The sequence below is a fragment of the Streptomyces sp. NPDC054783 genome (assembly GCF_053611725.1).
The window spans coordinates 95,892-117,887 of the sequence record NZ_JBSHAY010000020.1 but is presented as its reverse complement, the minus strand read 5'-3'; the positions used below and the strand labels follow the sequence as shown (position 1 = coordinate 117,887).

The window sequence follows — 21,996 nt, the reverse complement described above, 5'->3', positions numbered from 1 at the left end:
GGTTCCGATTGCCGGAGCGCCTATGGCCGGTTTCTGTCGGCCGTTCATATGGGGGGCCGCTTGCCGGTTCTTCACACCTTTGGGAATCGCGTGGCCGCAGGGGCTGCGCGGCCCACGCAGCGAAGGGGGAACACCCGTGACCGCAGCCGTCACCCACGACCCGCCGCCCGGCTCCCCGGACCGGCCCGCCAGGCCGCTCATCGTCACCGAGGACGCGGAACTCCTGGACGACCTGCTGCGCCTGTGCGCGGCCGCCGGCGCCACACCCGAGGTCCACCACGGCGTTCCCGAACACGGCGACGGCTGGGAGGCGGCCCCGCTGGTGCTAGTCGGCGACGACGCAGCCCGCCGGATCAGCGGGGCCACGCGCCGGCGCGGAGTGGTGCTGGTCGGCCGTGACCAGGACGACCCGGGGGTGTGGAAACGCGCCGTCGAGATCGGCGCCGACCACGTCCTGATGCTTCCCGACGGTGAGCAGTGGCTGGTCGACCGCATCGCCGACGTCGCCGAAGGAGTCGGCCGCCCGGCCCTCACCGTCGGGGTGATCGGCGGCCGGGGCGGGGCCGGCGCCTCCACGCTCGCGTGCGCGCTCGCCGTCACCTCCGCGCGCGAGGGACTGCGCACCCTCCTCGTGGACGCCGATCCGCTCGGCGGCGGACTCGACGTACTCCTCGGCGGCGAGAGCGTCGACGGACTGCGCTGGCCCGCCTTCGCCGCCTCCCGCGGCCGGGTCGGAGGCGGCGCCCTGGAGGAGTCGCTGCCCGAGCTGCACTCCCTTCGGGTGCTGAGCTGGGACCGCGGGGACTGCGTCGCCGTCCCGCCGCAGGCGGTGCGCGCGGTGCTCGCCGCGGCCCGCCGGCGCGGCGGCACGGTCGTGGTGGACCTGCCCCGCCGCCTCGACGACGGGGTCGCCGAAGTCCTCGCCCAGCTCGACCTGGCACTGCTCGTCGTCCCCGCCGAACTGCGCGCGGTCGCGGCCGCCGGGCGGGTCGCCTCCGCCGTCGGCATGGTCGTGCGCGACCTGCGCGTGGCGGTACGCGGGCCGTACGCACCGGGCCTGGACGACCAGGAGGTGGCCCGGTTGCTCCGCCTGCCGCTGGCCGGCGAGGTACCGGTCGACCCGCCGCTGCTGCGACCGCGGGGCGGCGCGAAGGCCCCGGGCGCGACCGGACGCGGCCCGCTCGCCCGCTTCTGTACGAACTTCTGGGAGCGCGCGCTGGTCGAGGCCGGAGGCGCACGATGACCCTCACCGGACTCGACATCGCGGACGGCGCGGCCCTGCTCGACGGCGTCCGGCGCCGGCTGGCCGAGAGCGGCGCCGAACCCACCCCCGCGCGCGTGGCCCAGGCCCTGCGCGAACAGGGCCGGGTGCTCGGTGACGCCGAAGTCCTCGGCGCGGCCCGGCAGCTGAGGTCCGAACTCGTCGGCGTCGGCCCACTGGAGCCGTTGCTCGCCGACCCGGACGTCACCGACGTCCTGGTGTCCGCCCCCGACCGGGTCTGGGTGGACCGAGGCGGCGGGCTGGAGCTGACCCCGGTGACCTTCCCCGACGCGGCGGCCGTACGACGCCTCGCGCAGCGGCTGGCTGCGGTGGCCGGACGCCGGCTGGACGACGCCCGGCCGTGGGCGGACGCCCGGCTGCCCGACGGCACCCGGCTGCACGCGGTGCTGCCCCCGGTCGCCGTCGGCTGCACCTGCCTGGCCCTGCGGGTCGTACGGCCCCGGGCGTTCACGCTGGAGGAACTGGTCGAGGCCGGCACGGTGCCGCCCGGCGGCGACCGCATCCTGCGGGCGCTGCTCACGGCCCGGCTGTCCTTCCTCGTCAGCGGCGGCACCGGAAGCGGCAAGACGACCCTGCTCAGCGCCCTGCTGGGGCTGGTGGGGGCGGGCGAGCGGATCGTGCTCGCCGAGGACTCGGCCGAACTGCGCCCGGACCACCCGCATGTCGTCCGGCTGGAGACCCGGCCCGCCAACCAGGAAGGCGCGGGCCTGGTCACCCTGGAGGACCTCGTCCGGCAGGCGCTGCGGATGCGGCCCGACCGGCTGGTCGTCGGGGAGGTCCGCGGCGCCGAGGTCGTGCATCTGCTGGCGGCCCTCAACACGGGCCACGAAGGCGGCTGTTGCACCGTCCACGCCAACGCCGCCGGAGAGGTCCCGGCCCGCCTGGAGGCGCTGGCCACGGCTGCCGGACTCGACCGGGCCGCACTGCACAGCCAGCTCTCGGCCGCGCTCTCCGTGGTCGTCCATCTCGTACGGGCCCGGTCCGGGCGGCGCCGGATCGCCGAGGTGCACGTGCTGGAGCGGGACGCCACGGGGCTGGTCCGCACGGTGCCGGCCCTGCGCTGGGGCGAGCGGGCGTTCGTACGGGAGCGGGGCTGGGAGCGGCTGCGCCAACTGCTCGGTGTGGCGGACGAGTTCGAGGCGGAGTGAGAAAGGCCCGCGAGAGACCGGCTGCGAGAGCAACCAAGAGACCAACCGAGAGAGCAACCGAGAGGGCGAGTGAGAGAGGTGACGGAAGTGATCGGCGGGATCGGTGAGACGTCCATGGGCGCGGCGCTGATCTGTCTCGGCGCGCTGGTCTGGCTGCTGAGCGGACGGCACTACGGAGTGCGGCGGGCGCGGCTGCTGCTCGCGGGCGGCGGAGTGGTGACGAACGGCCCACCCTCCTGGGACCAGGCCCTCGAAGAACTACGAAGGCTGCGTGGTCGGTTGGGGGCCGAGTGGTGGGCGCTCGCGGCCGGCCTGCTGCTCGGACTGCTGGGAGCCTCGGTGATTCCGGTCGTCGCGGGGGCGGCCGGGGTGCCGGTGCTGCGCCGGGTGCGGCTGGCCCGGCAGGCCCGGCGGGTCCGGGAGCGGCGGGCGGACGCGGTGATCGCCCTGTGCGGGGCGCTCGCCGGGGAGGTGCGCGCCGGACGACAGCCGGGAGAGGCGCTGCTGCGCGCGGCGCGGGACTCCGGCGGGCTCGGCGAGGCGCAGGCGGCCGTGGTCGCGGCGGCGCGGTTCGGCGGGGACGTGCCGGGCGCGCTCACCGCGGCGGCCCGGCAGCCGGGCGCCGAGGGCCTGCTCGGGCTCGCCGCGTGCTGGCGGGTGGCCGTGGACCAGGGTGCTGGGCTCGCGGCGGGCCTGGACCGGCTGGAGGCGGCCCTCCGCGCCGAGCGCGACCAGCGCGCCGACCTGCGCGCCCAGTTGGCGGGTGCCCGGGCGACCACGGTGCTGCTCGCCGTGCTCCCCGTCCTCGGCCTGGTCCTCGGGTCCGCCATGGGCGCGGCGCCGCTCCACATCCTGCTCCACACGGGCGTCGGCCTCGGCTGCCTGGCGATCGGGTCCGCCTTCGAGGCGGCCGGGATGTGGTGGGCCGTGCGGATCGTGCGGGGTGCGGGAGAGAGGGCGGGAGCGAGGGCGAGGGCGGAGGCGGGGTGAGGGTGAGCGGGGCGGTGTTCGGGGGCGGGCGCGCGAGGGATGCGCCGGCCAGAGCATTCGGGGTCCAGAGCATTCGGGGTGAGAGCGAGCTGCGGTGCGTGGGCCGGGACGTTCGGGAGCTGATGGCGGGCCGGTAGGTGCGGGGCGGTGGTGGGAGGCGGGAAATGCGGGACCTGGAGGCCGGAGGGACCTGCGGGCAAGGGCGTGCGGAGCTGGGAGCGATCAGCTGGGGAGCGGAGTGGTGTGTGCGTGACGGGGCCGGTCGGCTGGGGCGTGTGGGGAGAGCGGACGGTATGAGCGGGGAAGTTGTCCACAGGTTGGGGACGGCCGGGGGTGTTGTGCTGGCCCTCGGCTGGGTGGGTCGGCGGTTGGATCTGCTCCGGAGGCGGCGTCGGGCGAGGCGGCGGGTGGCCGAGCTGCTCGGTCTGGAAGTGCCCGTGCCCAGGCGGCGGTTCGCGTCGGCGGACGCGGTGCGGCGGTGGCTGCCGTTGGCCGGGGCGGTGTGCGGTGCCTGGGTCCTGGTCGGTGGTGTGACCGGTGCCGTACTGGGGCTGGGTGCCGGGGTCGTGCTGCGGTGGTGGCGGAGCCGGGAGTCGGCCCCCGGCCGGGCGGAGCCGGTCGACACGGCCGCCGCCGCACGCCAACTCCCGCTGGCCGCCGATCTGCTGGCCGCCTGCATCGCGGCCGGCGCCGGACCGGTGATCGCCGCACAGGCGGTGGGGGAGGCGCTCGACGGGCCGGTCGGGGAGGCGCTGGCGCGGGGTGCGGCCGAGGTGCGGCTCGGCGGTGAACCGGCCCAGGCCTGGCGGCGGTTGGCCGAGCTGCCCGGCGCCGGAGCGCTGGCGCGGCTGCTGGAGCGGGCAGACGAGTCCGGGCTCCCGGCGGCCGGCCCGGCCGCCCGCCTCGCCTCCGACGCACGCGCGCAGTGGGCCCGCACCGCCACGGCCCGGGCCCGGCGCGCGGCCGTACTGATCTCCGCGCCGGTGGGTCTGTGCTTCCTGCCCGCCTTCATCGCGGTCGGCGTGCTGCCCGTGGTGATCGGACTCGCGGGCGGCGTGATGGGAGGCAGGTGAGGCCTACGAGAGCGAACGAGCCCACGCGGCCGACGGGCCGAGCAATCGCGGAGAACGCGGACTACGCGGAGAACGCGGAGAACCACGAAAGACCTGAATCCCACGGGGGTTGGAATGCACAGGAAGATCAAGGAAGCGGCGGTACGGCTGCGCCGGAAGGGGCGCGGGGACGCCGGAATGGTGACCTCCGAGTATGCGATGGGGATCATCGCGGCCGTCGGTTTCGCGTTGCTGCTCTACGAAGTCGTCACCAGCGGGCAGGTCCGCGCGGAGTTGCAGGACATCGTGAAGAAGGCCCTCAATGCGCGGATGTGAGCGAGGGGCGGACCGGGGGTTCGTGACCGCGGAGGCGGCCGTGGTGTTGTGCGTGCTGGTGGCGTTCACGATGGCGCTGATCTGGGGGCTGCTCGTGGTGGCCGCACAGATCCAGTGCGTGGACGCCGCCCGCATCGGCGCCCGGGCCGCCGCCCGTCAGGACCCGGCCGACGCCGTGGTGACGGTGACCCGGGAGGCCGCACCGCGCGGCGCCCGGGTGACGGTCGGGCGCGAGGGCGACCAGGTGCGGGTGACGGTGGTGGCGAGACCGCCGGTGCTGAGCGGACTGCCGTTCGAGCTACGGGAGCAGGCCGTCGCACCGGCAGAGGAGACCGCGGCGACCGGTGCGACGACGTCGACCGGGGAGGTCGCGCCGGCTGGGAAGACCGCGGCGACCGGGGAGGCGGATCAGTGAGGCGAGGTGGGGCGAGGGATCGGCACCACTTGGACCGGGGGTCCGCCACGGTGTGGAGCCTGGGGGCGATGGCCGTGCTGTGTGCGGTGTTCGGCGCGGTGCTCGCGCTGGGACAGGCCGTCGTCGTCCGACACCGGGCGGCCGGCGGCGCCGATCTGGCAGCGCTCGCGGCGGCGGCCCACTGGGAGGAGGGCGGCGTGGCGGCCTGCACGCGGGCCGAGCGGATGGCGGCGGCTCAGGGGGTACGGCTGGTGCGCTGCACGATCGTCGGCGAGACCTCGGACGTGACGGCGGCCTCGGGAAGAGGGCCGTTCACGGCGGAGGCCAGGGCCAGGGCGGGGCCGGCGGGACCGGTGCCGAGTGGATCCGTGCCAGGACCGGTGCGAGAGACCCCCATGCCCGGAGGACCGGCGTCGGAAGCCCCCGTACCGGGAGGACCGGCGTCGGAAGCCGCCCCCGTGCGGTAGGCCCTGCCGGAGCCCCGTGGCGGAGCCTCGTTGGCCGATCCCCGCGCCGGACCTACCCGCGCCTGAGCCCCGTGCCGGAGCCCACACCCATGGCGGCCCCTCGTGCCCGAGAGGCCAGCGCCGCACACGCTCAACCCCGCGGTGCCGGCCCCGGAGCCGACTCGTCCGCCGGCCCTTCTCCTGGAACCGGCTCCACCGTCGGCTGTCCGCCCGGAACCTGCCCCTCCGCCGGCTGTTCCCCCGGCTTCTCCCCCGGCGCCCCCCGCAACAGCACCGTGAGAAGCCGTACCGCCCCCCTCTTGTGCAGCGGGTCGTTGCCGTTGCCGCACTTGGGGGACTGGATGCAGGACGGGCAGCCGGCCTCGCACTCGCAGGAGGCGATGGCCTCACGGGTGGCGGTGAGCCAGGTCCGGGCGGTGTGGAAGGCGCGCTCGGCGAAGCCCGCGCCGCCGGGGTGGCCGTCGTACACGAAGACCGTCGGCAGCAGGGTGTCCGGGTGCAGCGGGATGGAGACGCCGCCGATGTCCCAGCGGTCGCAGGTCGCGAAGAGGGGGAGGAGGCCGATGGAGGCGTGCTCGGCAGCGTGCAGGGAGCCGCCGAGGATCTCCGGGTTGATCCGGGCCTCGTCCAGCTGGTCCTCGGTGACCGTCCACCACACCGCGCGCGTGCGCAGCGTACGAGGAGGGAGGTCGAGTTTGGTCTCGCCGAGAACTTCGCCGGTCATGAGGCGTCTGCGGAGGTAGGAGACCACCTGGTTGGTGACCTCGACCGAGCCGTAGCAGAGGCGGCCCGTGCCCCAGGGGATCTCGGTGTCCGTCTCCAGGATGGAGATCGACGTGGTGTCGCGGGCGACCGTGGAGTACGGCGGGTCGGCCTGCTCGACCAGGGCGACCGAGTCCTCCAGGTCCAGCTGGCGTACCAGGTAGGTACGGCCCTGATGGAGGTGGACCGCGCCCTCGTGGACCGTGGAGTGGGCGGCGCCCGCGTCGACCGTGCCGAGCAGGCGGCCGGTGCCGGACTCGACGACCTGCACGGGGCGCCCGCCCGCGCCGCGGATGTCGGTCAGGTCGGCGGCCCGCTCCCGGCGCGTCCAGTGCCAGGCCTTCGTCCGCCGGCGCAGCAGCTTCGCGGCCTCCAGCTGCGGCAGCACGTCCGCGCAGGCGGGGCCGAAGAGGTCCAGGTCCTCCTCGGTCAGCGGGAGTTCCGCGGCGGCGGCACACAGGTGCGGGGCGAGGACGTAGGGGTTGTCCGGGTCGAGGACGGTGGACTCCACCGGCTGGGCGAACAGGGCCTCGGGGTGGTGGACCAGAAAGGTGTCCAGCGGGTCGTCGCGGGCCACCAGCACGGCGAGCGCGCCCTGTCCGGAGCGGCCCGCGCGGCCCGCCTGCTGCCACAGGGAGGCACGCGTGCCCGGGTACCCGGCGATGACCACCGCGTCCAGGCCGGAGACGTCCACGCCGAGTTCCAGGGCCGTCGTGGCGGCCAGGCCGAGGAGTTCGCCGGAGTGCAGGGCGCGTTCCAGGGCGCGGCGCTCCTCGGGGAGGTAGCCGCCGCGGTAGGCCGCGACACGCCGGACCAGGGAGCGGTCGACCTCGGCCAGCTTCTCCTGGGCGATCACCGAGATCAGCTCGGCGCCGCGCCGGGACCGTACGAAGGCGACCGAGCGCACGCCCTGCACGGTGAGGTCGGTCAGCAGATCGGCTGTCTCGGCGGTGGCGGTACGCCGTACGGGGGCGCCCCTCTCGCCGTGCAACTCGGTGAGCGGGGGCTCCCACAGGGCGAAGACCAGTTCTCCGCGTGGGGAGGCGTCGTCGGCGACCTCGAGCACCGGCAGGCCGGTCAGCCGGCGGGCGGCTACGGCGGGCTCGGCGGCGGTGGCAGAGGCGAGCAGGAAGACGGGCGAGGCGCCGTAACGGGCGCACAGGCGGCGCAGGCGGCGCAGCACCTGGGCGACGTGCGAGCCGAAGACGCCCCGGTAGGTGTGGCACTCGTCGATGACGACGTACTTGAGGGACTTCAGGAAGGACGACCAGCGCGGATGGGAGGGGAGTATCCCGAGGTGCAGCATGTCGGGGTTGGTGAGGACGTAGTTGGCGTACTGGCGGATCCACTCCCGTTCCTCGAACGGGGTGTCGCCGTCGTACACGGCCGGGCGTACCGAGGTGCCGAGCGGTTGTGAAAGTTCCTTCACCGACCGGCACTGATCCGCCGCGAGCGCCTTGGTGGGTGCGAGGTACAGCGCGGTGGCCCCTCGGCCGTTCGGAGCCTCGGAGCCGTCCAGGAGGGTGGACAGGACGGGCACGAGGTACGCGAGGGATTTTCCGGAGGCGGTTCCGGTGGCGACGACCACCGAGTCGCCGTCCAGGGCGTGCTCTGCGGCCAGTGCCTGGTGCGCCCAGGGGTGTTCGATGCCGCACGCCTGGACGGCCGCGATCACCTCGGACCGGATTCGGTCAGGCCAGACGGCATGGCGGCCCGCGCGCGGGGGCAAGTGCTCCGTATGAGTGATGCGCGCAGACCGGCTCGGCCCGGAGGCGAGCCGGTCCAGGACCGCGCCCGGAGACGGGCGGGACGCCGGGTCCGCCGGGGATCGATCGGATCGGTGATTCTTGGCCATCGGCACCGAGTGTGTCACTGGCGTGACGGACAATGGAGTCAAGGCGTCGTGCACGCCTGCCGGTAAGTGATTGAATGCCATCGCGGCTGGCGTTGCGTCCCTGGGGCCGCAAGCCGAGGTGTCCTTAAGGGCGACCGCTCGATAGCAAGGTGCTGGAGGATCCGTGGACCTGTCCCTGTCGACCCGTACCGTCGGCGATCGTACGGTCGTCGAGGTCGGTGGCGAAATCGATGTATACACCGCGCCCAAGCTGCGCGAGCAGCTGGTCGAGCTGGTGAACGACGGGAATTTTCACCTCGTCGTTGACATGGAGGGCGTGGACTTCCTCGACTCCACCGGGCTCGGCGTGCTGGTCGGCGGCCTGAAGCGAGTGCGTGCCCATGAGGGCTCGCTGCGCCTGGTCTGCAACCAGGAGCGCATTCTCAAGATCTTCCGTATCACCGGCCTCACCAAGGTGTTCCCGATCCACACCTCGGTCGAGGAAGCGGTGGCGGCCACCGACTGACCCTGGAGCGGTCACCGGCGCCGGGCTCCCGTCGGAGCCCGGACGCCGGCCGGTGGCGTCCGGTCCGCCGCGTTCGCGGCCGGTGCGTCGACCGGGTCCGTCCCGGGGCCTGGAGCGGCCCGGGGCACAGAAGCACATCAGGGGGTGCGGGCTCTCGGCGGCCCCGCCCCCGACCGCACGCCCGTAGTCGCGAGGGGGATGCATGGCCATCGTCGAACTCCGCTTCAGCGCGCTGCCCGAGCACGTCCGGACCGCCCGGTTGGTGGCGGCCGCGGTGGCACGCAGGGCCGGAGTGGACGAGGCCGTCCTCGACGAGCTGCGGCTCGCCGTCGGGGAGGCCTGCTCCCGCGCCGTCGGCCTGCACCAGAGCAGTGGCATCAGCGCGCCGGTGAAGGTGGCGCTGATCGAAGAGGAGAAACAGTTCTCCATCGAGGTCGGCGACGAGGCGCCGCACGCCGCCCCGGGCGACACGCCCGGCGCCGCGCAGGATGGCGAGGCGGAGGTCGAGGAGGACGAGATGGGCCTCGCGGTCATCAGCGGCCTCGTCGACGACGTCCAGGTCAGCACCGGACACGACGGCGGCCTGATCCGCATGACCTGGCCGACCACCCCGCCGACCACGGCGCTGGTCTGACCGCTGCCGCACCACGTCACGAGGGCCCTGCCGAGCAGGGCCCTCGGTGTTTTTCCAGCACATATGTGCACCCTCCGGAATTCGTGAATCAATTCACGATCATTAAAAATGCCCTGGGGGCATTACTCCATTCGGGTGGTCGGGCGGGATCTCGATCATTTACTGATGGGTCGGCGGAGGCGAATTCCGTTTACCGCGCCCTGTTTAGATCACACTGAGGTACCTAGAATCCCCACATCTTGAGCTCAGCCCAAGCGTCAAGGAGGACGAATGGCGGGGCTTTCTACCCCTCAATCGGGTCATCCCACATCCCTCGCAGCCGCAGTCCTGACCGGTGACAACCGGATCATCGTGGCCGTCATCGCGGTGGTCGCGCTGGCCGCACTGGTGGTCGCGGGGATCCTGGTGCGCCAAGTGCTGGCCGCGGGCGAGGGCACCGACAGCATGAAGCGGATCGCCGAGGCGGTCCAGGAAGGCGCGAAGGCGTATCTCGCGCGGCAGCTGCGCACGCTCGGCGCATTCGCCGTGGTGGTCTTCTTCCTGCTCCTGCTGCTGCCCGCGGACGACTGGAATCAGCGTGCCGGGCGATCGGTGTTCTTCCTGATCGGTGCGGCGTTCTCGGCGGCCACCGGCTATATCGGCATGTGGCTCGCCGTGCGCAGCAATGTGCGGGTCGCCGCGGCGGCCCGGGAAGCCACCCCGGGACCTGGCGAACCGCAAAAGGATCTCACCACCGTCTCGCACACCGCGATGAAGATCGCATTTCGCACGGGCGGCGTCGTCGGCATGTTCACGGTGGGGCTCGGCCTGCTGGGCGCCTCCTGCGTGGTGCTGGTGTACGCGGCCGATGCGCCGAAGGTGCTGGAGGGCTTCGGCCTCGGCGCCGCCCTGATCGCCATGTTCATGCGTGTGGGCGGCGGCATCTTCACCAAGGCCGCCGACGTCGGCGCCGACCTGGTCGGCAAGGTCGAACAGGGCATTCCGGAGGACGATCCGCGCAATGCCGCGACCATCGCCGACAACGTGGGCGACAACGTCGGCGACTGCGCGGGCATGGCGGCCGACCTCTTCGAGTCGTACGCCGTGACCCTGGTGGCCGCCCTGATCCTCGGCAAGGTCGCCTTCGGCAACTCGGGACTCGCCTTCCCGCTGCTCGTGCCCGCGATCGGCGTCGTCACCGCGATGATCGGCATCTTCGCGGTCGCCCCGCGGCGGGCCGACCGCAGCGGCATGACGGCGATCAACCGCGGCTTCTTCATCTCCGCGGTGATCTCGCTGGTGCTGGTCGCGATCGCGGTCTTCGTCTACCTGCCCTCGAAGTACTCCGCTCTGCACGGCGTGACGGACGCGGCGATCAGGGGCAAGGACGGCGATCCGCGGCTCCTCGCCCTGGTCGCGGTGGCGATCGGCATCCTGCTGGCCGCCGTCATCCAGCAGCTGACCGGCTACTTCACCGAGACCAACCGCCGCCCGGTCCGGGACATCGGCAAGACCTCCCTCACCGGACCGGCCACCGTCGTCCTGTCCGGTATCTCGGTCGGCCTGGAGTCCGCCGTCTACACCGCGCTGCTCATCGGGCTCGGCGTGTACGGCGCGTTCCTGCTCGGCGGTACGTCGATCATGCTCGCGCTGTTCGCGGTCGCGCTGGCCGGCACCGGCCTGCTCACCACGGTCGGCGTGATCGTCGCCATGGACACCTTCGGGCCAGTCTCCGACAACGCGCAGGGCATCGCCGAGATGTCCGGCGACGTCGAGGGCGCGGGCGCGCAGGTGCTCACCAACCTGGACGCGGTCGGCAACACCACCAAGGCCATCACCAAGGGCATCGCCATCGCCACCGCCGTCCTCGCCGCGTCGGCGCTGTTCGGGTCGTACCGCGACGCGATCACCACCAACGTGCAGGACGTCGGGGCGAAACTCACCGGGCCGGGCGCGCCGATGAGTCTGTCCCTGGACATCTCGCAGCCCAACAACCTCGTCGGCCTCATCGCGGGCGCCGCGGTCGTCTTCCTCTTCTCCGGACTGGCCATCAACGCCGTGTCGCGTTCGGCGGGTTCGGTGGTGTTCGAGGTGCGGCGGCAGTTCCGCGAGAAGCCCGGGATCATGGACTTCACCGAGACGCCCGAGTACGGCAAGGTCGTCGACATCTGCACCAAGGACGCCCTGCGGGAGCTGGCCACGCCAGGTCTGCTCGCTGTGATGGCGCCGATCTTCGTCGGGTTCACGCTCGGCGTCGGCTCGCTCGGCTCCTACCTCGCCGGCGCGATCGGCGCGGGCACGCTGATGGCGGTGTTCCTCGCCAACTCCGGCGGCGCCTGGGACAACGCCAAGAAGCTGGTGGAGGACGGCCACCACGGCGGCAAGGGCAGCGAGGCCCACGCGGCCACGGTGATCGGCGACACGGTCGGTGACCCCTTCAAGGACACCGCGGGACCGGCGATCAACCCGCTGCTGAAGGTCATGAACCTGGTCTCGCTGCTCATTGCGCCCGCGGTCATCAAGTTCTCCTACGGCAACGACAAGAACCTGGGTGTACGGATCGCGATCGCGGTCCTCGCGCTCTTGGTGATCGTCGTCGCCGTGTACGTCTCCAAGCGGCGCGGCATCGCCGTCGGCGACGACGAGAACACCGAGCGGGTCTCCAACTCGGCGAGCACGGCGGTGGTTTCGTAACCGAAAGCCCTGTCTCTTCGAGGAGCCCTGCTCAACGGGCGGGCGGACGGCGCGTGTTGGCGCGCCGTCCGCCCGCTGCCGTCTGTGGGACCGTCCAGGGGGGTGGTGTGCGGGGTCGTTTCCGTGGGGCCCGTTGAGGGCCCGCTTGTGGGCTCGCCCACGTGGTGAGCCTTCTCTCGCATGGTGCGAAGAGTCACAAAGGGCGCCTTGGGGAGCGTTCGGGGTGCGGAGGGTGTGGGTCCGCCGTGTAGGGTCCGTGGGCCGAGAGCCATGGAAGGGACCAATCCGGTGAACAAGAAGCTCGCGGCCGCACTGTCCGGCGGTGCGGTACTGGTGGTGGCGCTGTCGGGATGCACCAGCAGCGGCGGTGACAAGGGACCCGACCCCAAGCTGGTTGCCTGGGCCAAGTCGGTGTGTGACGCGGTGCCCGCGCAGGACGCGAAGATCAAGGCGGCGAACGCGGCGATCAGCACGACGGCCGCCGACACCGCCAAGCCCGAGACCCTCCAGAAGACGGACTCGCAGGCCTTCCAGGACATGGCCGACGGCTACAAGGCGATAGCCACGGCCGTCAGCAACGCGGGCGCGCCTCCCGGTGTCCAGGACGGCGCCAAGCGGCTCCAGGACGTCGTGAAGAGCTTCAACGGGCTCTCCGCCTCCTACGCCGGCCTGAAGAAGCAGGTCGACGCGCTGAACACCAAGGACCAGGCGAAGTTCGCCTCGGGTCTGCACGACATCGCGGTGCAGATGACGGACCTGGAGAAGCAGCACAAGAGCGGCACCGACGCGCTGGAGAAGCTTCAGCAGGGCGACGTGAAGAACGCCATCGCCCAGCAGGCCAGCTGCAAGAAGGTCGCGGCCACGGCTTCGTCGTCCTCCTCCTCGCCGTCGGCGGGCTGACCGACGGGCCGTGGCCGGGCCCGTGCCGGTGAGGCGTGCTGAGGCCGCGTACGGAACGTGCCGCGGGCCACAATGGGGGGCGTGACTGACTCCGGACTCGCTTCCCTGCCCGCTTCCGACCGGCCCGACATCGCCGCGCGCCTGCGTGACGCGCTGCTGGCCGCCTCCTTCACCGCCGACGGGCTGCTGGACCTGCTCGGTGCCCCCGCGTACGCGGCGCTGGCCCGCAGCGAGACCGTGCCCGCCCTGAGGGCGACCCGTGGCGACACGCCGCTGGAGACGCTCGTACGGCTGTTCCTGCTCCAGCAGCCGGTGCCGCACGCGCGCGTGGCGGCCGTTCTGCCGGCCCGGGAGGCGCTGGAGGCCGGGTGGCTCACGCGCGTGGGCGGCGACGAGGTGGCCGCCACCGTGGACGTACGGCCCTACGGCGGTCCCGGTGGCGAGGACTGGTTCATCGTCTCCGACCTGGGCTGTGCCGTCGGCGGGGCCGGTGGCATCGGGCAGCTGTGCCGTCAGGCAGACGCAGCTGTGGTCCTGGGCGTCGGCGGCGCCTCCACGACCCTCGCCGGCATCACCGTCCGTACGCCGGTCGCGTCCGCCCTGGACCTCGGCACCGGCTCCGGCATCCAGGCGCTGCACGCCGCCCAGCACGCCACGCGCGTGACGGCGACCGACCTCAACCCGCGCGCACTGCACATCACCGCGCTCACGCTCGCGCTCTCCGCCGCCCCCGCCGCCGACCTGCGCGACGGTTCGCTGTTCGAACCGGTCCGGGACGACGAGACCTTCGACCTGATCGTCTCCAACCCGCCCTTCGTCATCTCGCCCGGAGCGCGCCTCACGTACCGGGACGGTGGCATGGGCGGGGACGATCTGTGCCGCTCGCTCGTTCAGCAGGCGGGGGAACGGCTGAACGAGGGCGGGTTCGCGCAGTTTCTCGCCAACTGGCAGCACGTAGCGGGGGAGGACTGGCAGGACAGACTCAGGTCGTGGGTGCCGCGCGGGTGCGATGCCTGGATCGTGCAGCGCGAGGTGCAGGACGTCACGCAGTACGCCGAACTGTGGCTGAGGGACGCCGGTGACCACCGCGGGGACCCGGCGGACTACCAGGCGCGGTACGACGCCTGGCTCGACGAGTTCGAGGCGCTCAAGGTCAAGGCGGTCGGCTTCGGCTGGATCACCCTGCGCCGGACGGGTTCCGCCGAGCCCGTCGTCACGGTGGAGGAGTGGCCGCATCCGGTCGAGCAGCCCCTCGGGGACACGATCCGGGCGCACTTCGAGCGTCTCGACTATCTCCGGGAGCACGACGACGCGGCGCTCCTCGACAGCCACTTCAGGCTCACCGCCGAGGTGGTCCAGGAGCAGGTCGGGCTGCCCGGCGCCGAGGATCCGGAGCATGTGGTGCTGCGCCAGCACCGCGGGATGCGCCGGGCCACGAAGGTGGACACGGTCGGCGCCGGGTTCGCGGGCGTCTGCGACGGCACGCTGAGCGCGGGCCGCATCCTGGACGCCATCGCCCAGCTCATGGGCGAGGACCCGGTGGTGCTCCGGGACCGGACGCCCGCGCAGATCCGCCTGCTGGTGGAGCAGGGCTTCCTCGAGCCGGCGCACTGAGCCGCGCCGGGCGCGCCGGGCGGAGTGACGGGGGTACGGCGGCCGGTGCGGCGTGCGACAGGGGTCCGGCGGTCTCTCGGGCCCGCCGCGGGCCATGGCAGCTTGGGCCGCCTGAGGTACGCCCGGTACCGGTGCGGTCGTAGCCGTCCCCGGATGCCTTCGTGGCCGCGTCCGGATCATCGTCGTATGCCGAGGGCACGGGCCGGTGTGCTGCCCGGTGCTGCCCGGCGGCGGGAGCCGTGACGCGCCGATGCCGGGAAAACGGCCGGAAAAATATGGGTAGGACGGCCATCCCCGCGATGTTCGACTGTGTGTTCGATGTCACGTCGGTCTCCCGTTCACCCCGATGTCGCCCGCCCGTTCCCCCTCCGCCTCCCGCGCGTGCCAGTCTCCCGGCGCGGGCAGAGCCGGACGGCACGGAAGGGGTGGGTGGGGGATGGAGAGCGGGCCGGCGATCTTCGCGGGAATGGTGTTCGCCCTGTTCGGAGGCGCCCTCCTGGCCTGGACCGGCACCCGCCTCAGGCGCCGCGAACCGGTCGCCCACGGTGTGAACCAGGTCGCATCGGCGGCCCTCGCGAGTGTGGGCGGGACGGTCGCGCTGGCCCTCGGCATCTACTGCCTGACCCGCCTCTGACGTCGGCGGGCGCGCCGGGAAAGAGTGGCGCAGGAGTAAGGGGAGCATCACGCTCCGGACATGCCTCGAGTGGGTACCCGGTAGTCCGGGCGGCAGGAATGGCGGTAGTCGGGTTACCGTTCGAGTGGCCGTTGTGGGCTTTTCCCGTTTGACACGGGGGCGGGATGTACCGTCACACTCCGCAGCGTCACACGTGCCAGCAGTACGCCGCGACCCCGGGAAGAAGCCCTGGGGAGCCCCCAGCGTCGACCGGAGAGAAGAGCGAAGTTGTCCCCGACCAGCGAGACCGCACAGGGCGGCCGCCGACTCGTCATCGTCGAGTCGCCTGCCAAGGCGAAGACGATCAAGGGCTACCTCGGCCCCGGCTATGTCGTCGAAGCGAGCGTCGGGCACATCCGCGACCTCCCCAACGGCGCCGCGGAGGTGCCCGAGAAGTACACCGGCGAGGTCCGTCGCCTCGGTGTGGATGTCGACCATGACTTCCAGCCGATCTATGTGGTCAACGCCGACAAGAAGGCGCAGGTCAAGAAGCTCAAGGACCTGCTGAAGGACTCCGACGAGCTCTTCCTCGCCACCGATGAGGACCGGGAGGGCGAGGCCATCGCCTGGCACCTCCAGGAGGTTCTCAAGCCGAAGATCCCGGTCAAGCGGATGGTCTTCCACGAGATCACCAAGGACGCGATCCGCGAGGCCGTCGCCAACCCGCGCCAGCTCAACCAGAAGCTGGTCGACGCCCAGGAGACCCGCCGCATCCTCGACCGCCTCTACGGCTACGAGGTCTCGCCGGTGCTGTGGAAGAAGGTCATGCCCCGGCTGTCGGCCGGCCGTGTCCAGTCCGTCGCGACCCGTCTCGTCGTCGAGCGGGAACGCGAGCGCATCGCCTTCCGTTCTGCCGAGTACTGGGACCTGACGGGCACCTTCGCAACCGGCCGCACGGGAGACTCCTCGGACCCGTCGTCGCTGGTCGCCCGCCTGCAGACCGTCGACGGCCGGCGGATCGCGCAGGGCCGCGACTTCGACTCCCTGGGACGGCTCAAGAGCGAGAACACCCTCCACCTCGACGAGGCGACCGCCCGCGCCCTCGCCGCCGCCCTGGAGAGCACGCGGTTCTCGGTGCGGTCCGTCGAGTCCAAGCCGTACCGCCGCTCGCCGTACGCCCCGTTCCGTACGACGACGCTGCAGCAGGAGGCCAGCCGCAAGCTCGGCTTCGGCGCGAAGGCGACCATGCAGATCGCGCAGAAGCTGTACGAGAACGGCTACATCACGTACATGCGTACGGACTCCACGACGCTGAGCGACACCGCGATCGCGGCCGCCCGCGCCCAGGTCACGCAGCTGTACGGCGCCAACTACCTGCCCCCGCAGCCGCGCACCTACGCCGCCAAGGTCAAGAACGCCCAGGAGGCCCACGAGGCGATCCGCCCCTCGGGTGATCGTTTCCGCACCCCCGCCGAGACCGGCCTGGCCGGCGACCAGTTCAGGCTCTACGAGCTGATCTGGATGCGGACCGTCGCCTCCCAGATGAAGGACGCGACCGGTAACTCCGTGACCGTGAAGATCGGTGGTACCGCCGCCGACGGCCGGGACGTCGAGTTCAGCGCCTCCGGCAAGACGATCACCTTCCACGGCTTCCTGAAGGCCTACGTCGAGGGTGCCGACGACCCGAACGCCGAGCTGGACGACCGCGAGCGCCGGTTGCCGCAGGTCGCCCAGGGCGACGCGCTGTCCGCCGAGGAGATCACGGTCGACGGCCACGCCACCAAGCCCCCGGCCCGCTACACCGAGGCCTCCCTGGTCAAGGAGCTGGAAGAGCGCGAGATCGGCCGCCCGTCGACGTACGCGTCGATCATCGGCACGATCCTCGACCGCGGGTACGTCTTCAAGAAGGGCACCGCCCTCGTCCCGTCCTTCCTCTCCTTCGCCGTCGTCAACCTCCTGGAGAAGCACTTCGGGCGGCTCGTCGACTACGACTTCACCGCCAAGATGGAGGACGACCTCGACCGCATCGCGGCCGGTGAGGCACAGGCCGTGCCGTGGCTGAAGCGCTTCTACTTCGGAGAGGGCACCGCCACGGGCGGCGCGGCCGACGCCGGCAACGGCGACGGGGACCACCTCGGCGGCCTCAAGGAGCTGGTGACCGACCTGGGCGCGATCGACGCGCGCGAGGTGTCGTCGTTCCCCGTGGGCAACGACATCGTGCTCCGCGTCGGCCGCTACGGCCCTTACATCGAGCGCGGCGAGAAGGACACCGAGCAGCACCAGCGCGCCGACATCCCGGACGACCTGGCGCCGGACGAGCTGAGCGTCGAGCTGGCCGAGGAACTGCTGGCCAAGCCCAGCGGCGACTTCGAGCTGGGCACCGACCCGGCCACCGGCCACGCGATCGTCGCCAAGGCCGGCCGCTACGGCCCGTACGTCACCGAGGTCCTCCCCGAGGGCACCCCGAAGACCGGCAAGAACGCGGTCAAGCCGCGCACGGCCTCGCTGTTCAAGTCGATGTCGCTCGACACGGTCACGCTCGACGACGCCCTGAAGCTGATGTCGCTGCCGCGGATCGTGGGCACCGACGCCGACGGCCAGGAGATCACCGCGCAGAACGGCCGCTACGGGCCGTATCTGAAGAAGGGCACGGACTCGCGTTCGCTGCAGTCCGAGGACCAGCTCTTCACGATCACGCTGGAGGAGGCCCAGGCGATCTACGCCCAGCCGAAGCAGCGCGGTCGGGCCGCCGCCAAGCCGCCGCTGAAGGAGCTGGGCGACGACCCGGTCTCCGGCAAGCCGGTCGTGGTCAAGGACGGTCGCTTCGGCCCGTACGTCACCGACGGCGAGACCAACGCGACCCTGCGCTCGGGCGACAGCGTCGAGGCGATCACCCCGGAGCGCGGCTTCGAACTGCTCGCCGAGAAGCGTGCGAAGGGGCCCGCCAAGAAGACCGCGAAGAAGGCTCCGGCGAAGAAGGCGGCCCCGGCGAAGAAGACCGCCGCCAAGAAGACGGCGGCGAAGAAGACGACCGCGGCCGCGAAGAAGACCACGGCGAAGAAGACGACCGCCAAGAAGGCGACCGCTTCCAAGGCCACGTCTTCCGGCGCGGAGGACTGACGACTCCGGCGGGTCGCGGCGGCGCACGGCGCATGGGCGCGTACGGCGCCCGGCACAGCGCTTCCGGCCCCCGGGCCGACCCGCCGTCGGCGCCTTCCCGGCTTCACGATGCGAACGCCCCGGCATCACTTTGATGTCGGGGCGTGCCCATGCCAGGAGAGGCGGGGTGTGCTGTCGGTGGCTGCCGATAGGCTGAACGCATGACGCGAGCCGAGCAGCCTACGGCCCCCACTGCAGCCCCGGACGACGCCCTGGTCGCGGACTCCCGCGAGCGCGCCGTCCGTTCCCTGCTGCGCCGACCGCAGCTGAGGCGCCTGTGGAGCGCGCAGCTGGTGAGCGGTGTCGGCGACACCCTCGCCCTCCTCGTCCTGGTCGTCCTCGCCCTTCAGGCGGCGATCGGCCAGGGCGCGTTCGGCGGTGGGTACCGGGGTGTGGCGTTCGCAGTGGCGATGGTCTTCGCGGCGCGCGTCCTCGCCGCGCTGCTGTTCGGCGCGGTCCTCCTCGGCCCGCTGACCACGCTCACCGCCCAGGAGGGCCCGCTCGACCGCCGTTGGACCATGGTCGGCGCCGACGGCGTGCGCGCCGTGCTGCTGATCGTCGCGCCCCTGTGGATCGACTGGACCCCGGACAACGCGCTGGCCGTCCTGCTGGTCACTGCCTTCGTCACCGGCGTCGCCGAGCGCCTGTGGACGGTGTGCCGGGAGAGCGCCGCCCCGGCCCTGCTGCCGGGCCCGCCCCCGGAGGGCGCCACCGTACGGCCGCTTCCGGACCACATGGACGCCCTGCGCCGCCTCTCGCTGCGCACCACCTTCCTGGCCGTCCCGCTGGCCGCCGCCGCGCTGGTCGTGGCCGGCCTGCTCAACAACCTGCTGGGCACCGGCGTCGCCTGGTTCGACCAGCACCAAGCGGCCCTCGCCTCGTACGTGGCGGCCGGCCTGTTCGCCGCCTCCCTGTCCGTGCTGACGTTCCTGGAGCTGCCCGAGGTCCGCACCCCCCGAGCGCGCTCCCCGCTGGAGGGCCTGCGCCGCCCGCGCACCGGCACCGGTGTCGACAAGGGCCGCACGGGCGCGATCCCGCTGCTCGTCCCGGCCTGCGCGGCCGTGGCCGGAGCCGTCGCGGCGGCCGTCGCGGTGTGCGTGCTGCACGCCACCGACCTGGGCGGCGGCCCGGTCCTGTACGGCCTGCTGGTGCTCGGCCTGACCGGCGGTGTCGCGGTCGGCATCCGTACGGCGCCCGCGCTGCTGCCCTCGCTCTCGCGCCGCCGGCTGCTCGCCCTCGCGATCGCCTTCACCGGCATCGCCCTGCTGGCCGCCGGGCTGGTCCCGGACGTCACCACGGTGCTGCTGATCGTCACGCTCGCCGGCGTCACCGCGGGCGTGGCCGCGAACACCGGGCACGCCCTGCTCGACCAGGAGACCGAGGACTACCGCCGGGCGCGCGTCACCGAGCACCTGCACGCGGTCGTCCGGGTCTTCATAGCGCTCGGCGCCCTGATCGCGCCCGTCGTCGCCGGGCTCATCGGCCGGCACCGGCTGGAGAACGGCAAGTTCGTCTTCGCGCACGGCGGCGCCTCCTTCACGCTCATGCTGGTCGGCGCGCTGCTGCTGCCGGTCGCGGCCCTGGTGCTCGCCAAGGTCGACGACCGCTCCGGCATCCCACTGCGCCAGGACCTCAAGGACGCGCTGCTCGGCGGCGACGACCCGGTCGAGGCACCGGCGTCGGGCGGCTTCTTCATCGCCCTGGAGGGCGGCGACGGCGCCGGCAAGTCCACCCAGGCCGAGGCCCTCGCCGAGTGGATCCGCGGCAAGGGCCACGAGGTCGTGCTCACCCGCGAGCCGGGGGCCACGCCCGTCGGCAAGCGGCTGCGCTCGATCCTGCTGGACGTCTCCTCGGCGGGCCTGTCGCACCGCGCGGAGGCGCTGCTGTACGCCGCCGACCGGGCCGAGCACGTGGACACCGTCGTACGGCCCGCTCTGGAGCGTGGCGCGGTGGTCATCTCCGACCGCTACATCGACTCGTCGGTCGCCTACCAGGGCGCCGGCCGCGATCTGTCCCCGACCGAGATCGCCCGCATCAACCGCTGGGCGACCAACGGGCTCGTCCCGCACCTCACGGTCCTGCTGGACGTCTCTCCGGAGACCGCCCGGGAGCGGTTCACCGAGGCGCCGGACCGGCTGGAGTCGGAGCCGGCGGAGTTCCACGCGCGCGTGCGGTCCGGGTTCCTCACGCTGGCCGCCGCCGACCCCGGCCGCTACCTGGTCGTGGACGCCGGGCAGGAGCCCGAGGCCGTCACCACGGTGATCCGGCACCGGCTCGACACCGTGCTTCCCCTGTCCGAGGCCGAGATCAAGGCCCAGGAGGAGGCGCGGAAGAAGGCCGAGGAGGAGGCCCGCCGCAAGGCCGAGGAAGAGGCCGCGCGCAAGGCCGAGGAGGAGCGCCTGGAGCGCGAGCGCCAGGAGGAGCTGGCCCGGCTGCGCGCCGAGGAGGAGGAGCGCAAGCGCCGCGAGCTGGAGGAGGCGCAGCGCCGCGAGGCCGAACGGCAGGCCGAGGAGGCCCGGCAGCGGGCGGCGGAGGCGGCCCGGCGCGCGGAGGAGGAGCGGCAGCGCCTCCTTGCCGAGGAGAAGGCCCGCGCCGAGGAGGAGACCCGCCGCAGGGCCGAGGAGGAGCGGCGCCGCAGGCAGGCCGAGGAGGAGGCCCGGCTGCGCGCCGAGGAGGAGGCCCGGCGTCTGGAGCAGCAGCGCAAGGCCGAGGAGGCGCTGCTGCGCGCGGAGGAGGCCCGAAGGCAGGCGGCCGAGGCAGCGGCGGCGGCCGACACGGCGGCCCGCCGGTCCAGCACGCCCTTGCCGGCCGCGCCGGGCCCGGTCCCGGACGCGGCGACGGTTCCCACCCCGGCGGTGTCGCCGCACCAGGGCGAGCCGGGCGCGCGCGGGTCGGGCACGGACGAGACGGCAGTGCTGCGTCCGGTGCGCGAGGAGCGGGGCGACTCCGCCGGGAACGCCCAGGACGCCAAGGCTTCCGACGCCTCCCACCCGGACTCCGAGGTGACCGCCGAGCTGCCGCAGCCTCCGGCGGCTCCGGGCGCCGCGGACGAGACGGCGGTGCTGCCCCGGGTTCCGGGTGCGGCGGACGAGACGACGGTGCTGCCGCCGGTGGTTCCGGGTGCGGCCGACGAGACGGCCGTACTGCCGCCCGTACGGGGCGACGGACCGGCGGACCGGCGGCCGTCCGGCTTCTTCCGGGACGAGCGGTCCGCCGCGGGCCCCGACGGCACCGAGGACCGTACGCGCGAGATGCCGCAGATCGACGCCGACGGCGCCCCTCGCCGCCGGCCGCGTCCCGACTGGGCCGAGGAGACCCCGCTGGACGACCTGCCGTCGCTGGCGGACGAACTGCTCGGGTCGTACGACGAGCGGGAGCACGGCGACCACGGCGAGGAGCAGGGCCGCAGGGGCCGGGGCCGGCGCGGCTGACGTCCGGTACGCCGGGTGCGGCGAACAGAGGGGCGGCGTGGGTCGTGCACCGACCGGCGCCGCCCTCGCCGTTCCCACCGTCCGTCGACGCGCACGCGGACCGCGTTGTCAGTGCCCACCCGCACAATGGATTCCAGTACGCGGAGAGTGACGGAAGGGC

General features: G+C 73.0%; 16 protein-coding genes. 15 read left to right on the top strand and 1 reads right to left on the bottom strand.

The features are described 5' to 3' along the window. Positions 1-136: 136 nt before the first annotated feature. The 7 genes from ssd (at position 137) to ACWGJ5_RS29875 (ending at position 5,690) form a co-directional block, all read left to right on the top strand. Positions 137-1,243, top strand: a complete 1,107-nt coding sequence (gene ssd / locus ACWGJ5_RS29905) for a septum site-determining protein Ssd (RefSeq protein ID WP_453312753.1) — start codon at positions 137-139, stop codon at positions 1,241-1,243. Further along, a complete protein-coding gene (locus ACWGJ5_RS29900; protein WP_453312752.1) occupies positions 1,240-2,430 on the top strand; it encodes a TadA family conjugal transfer-associated ATPase in 1,191 nt (396 codons plus the stop codon). Before ssd ends, ACWGJ5_RS29900 begins: the two co-directional genes overlap by 4 nt. Positions 2,431-2,544: 114 nt before the next feature. After that, positions 2,545-3,420, top strand: coding sequence for a type II secretion system F family protein (locus tag ACWGJ5_RS29895; RefSeq protein WP_453312802.1), 876 nt, complete (start codon positions 2,545-2,547; stop codon positions 3,418-3,420). 293 nt (positions 3,421-3,713) lie between these two features. Continuing rightward, entirely contained in the window at positions 3,714-4,493 is a 780-nt protein-coding gene (locus tag ACWGJ5_RS29890) for a type II secretion system F family protein (protein WP_453312751.1), read from the top strand. 114 nt (positions 4,494-4,607) lie between these two features. Continuing rightward, positions 4,608-4,808, top strand: coding sequence for a DUF4244 domain-containing protein (locus ACWGJ5_RS29885; RefSeq protein WP_453312750.1), 201 nt, complete (start codon positions 4,608-4,610; stop codon positions 4,806-4,808). Beyond that, positions 4,795-5,223, top strand: a complete 429-nt coding sequence (locus tag ACWGJ5_RS29880) for a TadE family type IV pilus minor pilin (RefSeq protein WP_453312749.1) — start codon at positions 4,795-4,797, stop codon at positions 5,221-5,223. Before ACWGJ5_RS29885 ends, ACWGJ5_RS29880 begins: the two co-directional genes overlap by 14 nt. A gap of 68 nt (positions 5,224-5,291) precedes the next feature. Beyond that, complete coding sequence (locus tag ACWGJ5_RS29875; RefSeq protein ID WP_453312748.1) at positions 5,292-5,690, top strand: Rv3654c family TadE-like protein; 399 nt, start codon at positions 5,292-5,294, stop codon at positions 5,688-5,690. A gap of 130 nt (positions 5,691-5,820) precedes the next feature. Here ACWGJ5_RS29875 and ACWGJ5_RS29870 read toward each other — a convergent pair whose 3' ends face one another. Beyond that, positions 5,821-8,388 (bottom strand): DEAD/DEAH box helicase, encoded by a 2,568-nt coding sequence (locus ACWGJ5_RS29870; protein ID WP_453312747.1) that lies wholly within the window; start codon positions 8,386-8,388, stop codon positions 5,821-5,823. Positions 8,389-8,470: 82 nt separating this feature from the next. Between ACWGJ5_RS29870 and bldG the strand changes: the two genes are divergently transcribed. The 8 genes from bldG (at position 8,471) to tmk (ending at position 21,836) form a co-directional block, all read left to right on the top strand. After that, the gene (bldG, locus tag ACWGJ5_RS29865) at positions 8,471-8,812 is read left to right on the top strand and encodes an anti-sigma factor antagonist BldG (RefSeq protein WP_010986038.1); all 342 of its coding nucleotides are present in this window, start codon (positions 8,471-8,473) and stop codon (positions 8,810-8,812) included. 202 nt (positions 8,813-9,014) lie between these two features. Further along, positions 9,015-9,446: an ATP-binding protein gene (locus tag ACWGJ5_RS29860; RefSeq protein WP_453312746.1), complete on the top strand. Its 432-nt coding sequence runs from the start codon at positions 9,015-9,017 to the stop codon at positions 9,444-9,446. A 270-nt stretch (positions 9,447-9,716) separates the two neighbouring features. After that, positions 9,717-12,119: a sodium-translocating pyrophosphatase gene (locus tag ACWGJ5_RS29855; RefSeq protein ID WP_453312745.1), complete on the top strand. Its 2,403-nt coding sequence runs from the start codon at positions 9,717-9,719 to the stop codon at positions 12,117-12,119. A 270-nt stretch (positions 12,120-12,389) separates the two neighbouring features. Next, the gene (locus tag ACWGJ5_RS29850; RefSeq protein WP_453312744.1) at positions 12,390-13,019 is read left to right on the top strand and encodes a small secreted protein; all 630 of its coding nucleotides are present in this window, start codon (positions 12,390-12,392) and stop codon (positions 13,017-13,019) included. Between the two features lie 72 nt (positions 13,020-13,091). Then, positions 13,092-14,633 carry a DUF7059 domain-containing protein gene (locus ACWGJ5_RS29845; RefSeq protein ID WP_453312743.1) on the top strand — a complete coding sequence of 514 codons (1,542 nt, stop codon included), beginning with the start codon at positions 13,092-13,094 and terminating at the stop codon, positions 14,631-14,633. A gap of 436 nt (positions 14,634-15,069) precedes the next feature. After that, positions 15,070-15,267, top strand: coding sequence for a hypothetical protein (locus tag ACWGJ5_RS29840; RefSeq protein ID WP_453312742.1), 198 nt, complete (start codon positions 15,070-15,072; stop codon positions 15,265-15,267). Between the two features lie 267 nt (positions 15,268-15,534). Continuing rightward, positions 15,535-18,366 carry a type I DNA topoisomerase gene (gene topA, locus ACWGJ5_RS29835; RefSeq protein WP_453312741.1) on the top strand — a complete coding sequence of 944 codons (2,832 nt, stop codon included), beginning with the start codon at positions 15,535-15,537 and terminating at the stop codon, positions 18,364-18,366. A gap of 200 nt (positions 18,367-18,566) precedes the next feature. Next, a complete protein-coding gene (gene tmk, locus ACWGJ5_RS29830; RefSeq protein WP_453312740.1) occupies positions 18,567-21,836 on the top strand; it encodes a dTMP kinase in 3,270 nt (1,089 codons plus the stop codon). The last annotated feature ends 160 nt before the right edge of the window (positions 21,837-21,996 follow it).